The 4204-nt window shown below is 72.8% G+C and carries 4 protein-coding genes and 1 pseudogene; 1 reads left to right on the top strand and 4 read right to left on the bottom strand.

Annotation, left to right across the window (positions count from 1 at the left end):
• The 3 genes and pseudogenes from AOK03_RS20785 to AOK03_RS44140 form a co-directional block, all read right to left on the bottom strand.
• A partial coding sequence (locus AOK03_RS20785) for an alpha/beta hydrolase (protein WP_055566820.1) occupies positions 1 to 1083 on the bottom strand: 1083 nt, incomplete at its 3' end.
• Positions 1084 to 1580: 497 nt separating this feature from the next.
• Positions 1581 to 1903 (bottom strand): septum formation family protein (locus tag AOK03_RS44145; RefSeq protein WP_244177679.1); only part of this gene is annotated, 323 nt, incomplete at its 3' end.
• Positions 1904 to 2123: 220 nt separating this feature from the next.
• Positions 2124 to 2338 (bottom strand): annotated as a pseudogene (locus tag AOK03_RS44140) (DUF4190 domain-containing protein); the annotation flags it as partial.
• 78 nt (positions 2339 to 2416) lie between these two features.
• Between AOK03_RS44140 and AOK03_RS20770 the strand changes: the two are divergent.
• Positions 2417 to 3628 (top strand): serpin family protein, encoded by a 1212-nt coding sequence (locus tag AOK03_RS20770; protein ID WP_055566817.1) that lies wholly within the window; start codon positions 2417 to 2419, stop codon positions 3626 to 3628.
• Positions 3629 to 3687: 59 nt separating this feature from the next.
• Here the strand turns inward: AOK03_RS20770 and AOK03_RS20765 are convergent.
• Positions 3688 to 4204 (bottom strand): proprotein convertase P-domain-containing protein (locus AOK03_RS20765; protein ID WP_208609564.1); only part of this gene is annotated, 517 nt, incomplete at its 5' end.

The raw sequence follows: 4204 nt of genomic DNA, 5'->3' as shown, positions 1-4204 counted from the left end.
GTACGTCGCCGGGGCCCCGGCCCCCTTGAGGCGCCGGGCCAGTTCGCGCGCCTGCGCCACCGGCACCGCGCGGTCCGCGCTCCCGTGCAGCAGCAGCGTCGGCGGCACATCGCCCCGGACGAGCCGCGCGGGCGAGCCGAGGCGGTAGCGGGCGGGGGCGGTGGCGGCCGAACCGCCCATCAGGAGCGGGATCATGGGATCGCGGCGCAGCGCGGTGCCCGCGATCAGACGCCGCATGTCGGTGGGCCCGTAGAGCGAGAGCACGCCCGAGACCGAGCTGTCCCGTGCCGCGCAGGACGCCGGGACCCTGCCGTCGCCCTCCGTGTAGGCGGCGGCGAGAGCGAGGTTGCCGCCCGCCGAACTGCCCGCCAGGAGAAGGCGGTCGGGATCGATGCCGTACACGCGCGCGTGCCGCCGCACCCAGCCGACGGCACACTTCACGTCGCCGATCTGGTCGAGCTGGGTGGCGCGAGGCGCGAGGCGGTAGTCGATGTCGAAGACCGACCACCCACGCGCGTTGAACCACCGGTTCCATTGGGGGGTCTGGCTGCGGTGTCCCTTGTTCCAGCCGCCGCCGTGCACCCACACGACGGCGGGGCGCCGCACCTCGGCCCGCCTGGGCAGCGCCCACAGGTCCAACCGCAGCTTCTCCCCCTTGCCGCGGTGCGCCCCGTGACCGCGGCCCACGCGCGCGTAGGTGAGGGTGCGCGCACGGTCGGGCACCTTGGCGTAGTTGACGCCGTCGAAGTACCGCGCGGGGGCGAGCTGTTGCCCCTGCTGCCGCGCGGTGCCGTACGCGGCGGCGTACGGCATCACTCCGTAGACGAGGGCCGCGAAGGAGGCGAGCGCGGCGAGCCCCGCGCACCAGGGGTGACGTCTGCTCGCGAGCGCGGCGCCCGCGAGGCCGAGCAGCCCCGGCGGCAGCAGCACCAGCCCCCAGGAAGTGATCGCGGCGGCGACGAGCACCAGGAGCGGCACACGGGGCAACGGGGCGGCGACGAGGACGGCGAGTGCCGCGTTCAGCAGACCGGCGGTCAGGAGCAGGGCCCGGGCCACGGCGGGCGGCGGCACGACGGACGTCACACCGAAGAACTATCACAGAAGCGGACAAAAACCTCTCAGGGTGCCTACCTGGGCAGGCGCTCCGGCGGCGGATCACACCTCCTCGCCGTCGCCGCCCTCCTCGTGGTCCTCGCCGAGGCCGGACTCCGCCCCGTCCTCAGGAGTCGCGTCACGCGGTGAAATCGTCGACAGCCCCAGCGACTTGCGAGCCGCCATGGCCTCCTTGTCGCCGAGTCCCTGGAAACCCGCCACGTAGTGCTCGCTGAAGCTGTCGGCGTCGGAGGCCTCGGCCGCCTTCGCCCACTCCTTGCGGCTCTTGCCGATCTCGGCCACGAGCTTGTCGATGTGCTTCTGCGTCGCCGCGGGCCAGTCGTGCGCGCGCAGCTGCCGCGCCTGCTCGGCGAGGCCCTTGTCGACGCGGGCGGCCCACTTCTTGTGCCCTTCGAGGTCGTCCTCGATCCGCGCGTCCTCGGGCGGCGCCTTCAGATACGCCTCGTTGAAGGGCTGGTCCGCCTTNNGCGTCGAGCGTCGTCGTGTCGCTGCGCAGGGACCCTTCGAGCGGGTGCTTCGGGTCCGAGGCGCCGAAGATGCACGTGATGTGGCGGTCGCCCCGGCGCCAGGTCGTCCGGTCGGGCGTGAAGTAGTAGATGTCGGCGTCGCCGAAGTCCGCCCAGCTGTCCAGGACGTACCCGAACTGGAGGTCGGCGCACTTGGTCTCGGCGAGCTCCAGGACCTCGTCGTCCCCCGGGTAGCCGGTGTGATTCACGCGGAACGACGCGAAGACCTCGCCGTCGTGCCCCTGGGAGCACGGCACCTCGTCGACCTCGAAGGCGTACTTCATGGAGTCGATCTTCCCGTCGGGCGCATCGAAACAGCCGCCCTTGTCGATCGGGAAGGCGCCCGCGTTCTGCCGGGACTCGCGGGCCGCATCCCGGAAACCCTCAACGAAGTCGCGTGCGCCGCCCGTGGCGACGGCGAGGACGAGCAGCAGGGCGCCGACCACGGAGAGGATGCTGCCGGCGATCGCGAGGCCCTTGCCGCGCTCCCCCTTCTTCCTGANNCCGAGGATCAGGCCGACGGCGGGCAGGAAGCACAGGATGCCGAGGACCAGGGAGGCGATCGCGAAGCCGTTCACCGGCGGCCGGGAGTAGGGGGAGTACGGGCCGGGCCACTGCTGGTACGGGCTGGGCCCGTACGGCGACCCGGGCTGGTCCGGCTGACCCGGCTGCCCCGGAGGGGGCGCGTACGGAGGGCCGGGCGGCGGCGGTATGTCCACAGGTAGCGTGCTCCTGGATTTCTGGTGAGCGGTGCGGAGAGCTTGGCGCATCGTAATCGCGGCGGGGGCGAAAAGGTAATGCGGCGGCAAAGCTCGACAACTCGGACAGCCATCCAGGCCGTCAACGGCCTGACCTCGCGGTGGGCGGCGACGGCGGACGCCGACCGCGGCACCGTCTTCTCGGCGCCCGGCGTCTGGCCCCTCCTCGCGTTCCTCGCGGACGGCGCGGAGGGCGCGGCCCGCACGGAGCTAGCGGACGCGGTCGGGCTCCGGGCCGACGAAGCGGCGGCGGCCGCACGGGACCTGCTGGCCGCGATGAACGGCGTACGCGGCATGGACGCGGCCCTGGGCCTGTGGACCAAGCGCACCCTGACGCTGCGGGACGCGTGGCGCGACGGCGTGCCGGTGGACGCCCTCGGCGTACTGACCGGGAACCCGGCGGCGGACGCGGCGACGCTCGACGCGTGGGCGGCGGAGCGGACGGGTGGGCAGATCGAGCGGATGCCGGCGCATCCGGACGAGGCCACGGAGCTTGCCCTGGCGAGCGCGCTGGCCCTGCGGACCGAGTGGCTCCGGCCCTTCGAGGACGGTCTGCTGGTCCCGGAGACCGGCCCGTGGCAGGACCGCTCCCTGGCCTCCTTGTACCGGTCGACGTCGCTCCTGGACCGGGTCGGCGTCGCACAGGCCCCCACCGGAGCCGTGACCGAACTGCGGGTGCTCGGCAACACCGGCGTCGACGTCCACCTGCTGCTCGGCGAGGGTCACATGGGACCGGGGCAGGTGCTCGGCGCGGGCGTGGACGTGCTCGCGCGCAGGATCCCGGCGGTGCCCGGATCCCACCTGCCGTACGGCGAGGTCGGCCCCGGTCTGGAGGTCGGCAGGGTGCGCTCCACGTCGCCCCGCCCGCCGACGCTGCACGTCACCACCGTGCCGTTCACGTCGACCGCGCGGCACGACCTGATGGCGCGGCACGAGCTGTTCGGCCTGACCTCCGCGAAGGACGCGACGCACGGCCACTTCCCGGGGATCGCGGCCGAGCCCCTGGCGCTGCAGAGCGGCGAGCAGGCGGCGACCGCGACGTTCAGCGCGCTCGGCTTCCGGGCCGCGGCCGTCACGGCCTTCATGGCGTACGGCGCGGGCATGCCCGAGATGCGCTACGTCACCACCGACGCGTACGCCACCTTCGACCGCCCCTTCGGCTTCCTCGCCGTCCACCGCACGTCGCGCCTCGTCCTCGCGGCGGGCTGGGTCACGGACCCGGATCCCTATCGCGAGGACGAGGGCTACTGAAGCACGTACTCAAGTACGCACGTACTCAGGTACACACAGCTGCACACGCGCTCAAGGGCTCAGAACTGCAGACCCCAGGAGTCGATCTTCCCGGTGTCGCGCGCCGCGTTGTCACTCACCCGCAGCTTCCACGTGCCGTTGGCCGTCTCCGAGGAGGCGTTCACCGTGTACGTGGTGTTGATGTTGTCCGAACTGCCGCCGGTGCCGTAACCCTTGAGGGTGTAGGCGGTGCCGTCGGGGGCGACCAGCTGGACCTGGAGGTCGCCGATGTAGGTGTGCTGGATGACGACCGGCACGGAGAGGGCGGCCGGGGCCGAGCCCTCGACGCCGGTGACGTTGATCGGCGACTCGGCCGTGGCGTTGTCGTTGATCGCGAAGTCGTCGGTGTTGCTGAACGACTTGCCGGGCGGGTTGGTCGTGCCGCCGGTGACGTTCAGGAGACGGTTGGGCGAGCCCGAGCCGGGGCTGCCGACGACGCCCGTCGAGGCGGCGCTGACCAGACCCGCGGAGACCTGCGCCGGGGTCGACGTGGGGTTCTGGCCCAGGTAGATCGCGGCCGCGCCCGCGACGTGCGGG

This window comes from Streptomyces atriruber, assembly GCF_001418325.1.
In the GTDB taxonomy this organism is placed as follows: Bacteria; Actinomycetota; Actinomycetes; order Streptomycetales; family Streptomycetaceae; genus Streptomyces; species Streptomyces atriruber.
This window is presented reverse-complemented; position numbering and strand designations above follow the sequence as displayed.

What these genes read in the sequence shown, in the direction of transcription:
- AOK03_RS20770 (WP_055566817.1), top strand. Translation starts at nt 2,417, where the DNA reads ATGCGGCGGCAAAGCTCGACAACTCGGACAGCCATCCAGGCCGTCAAC.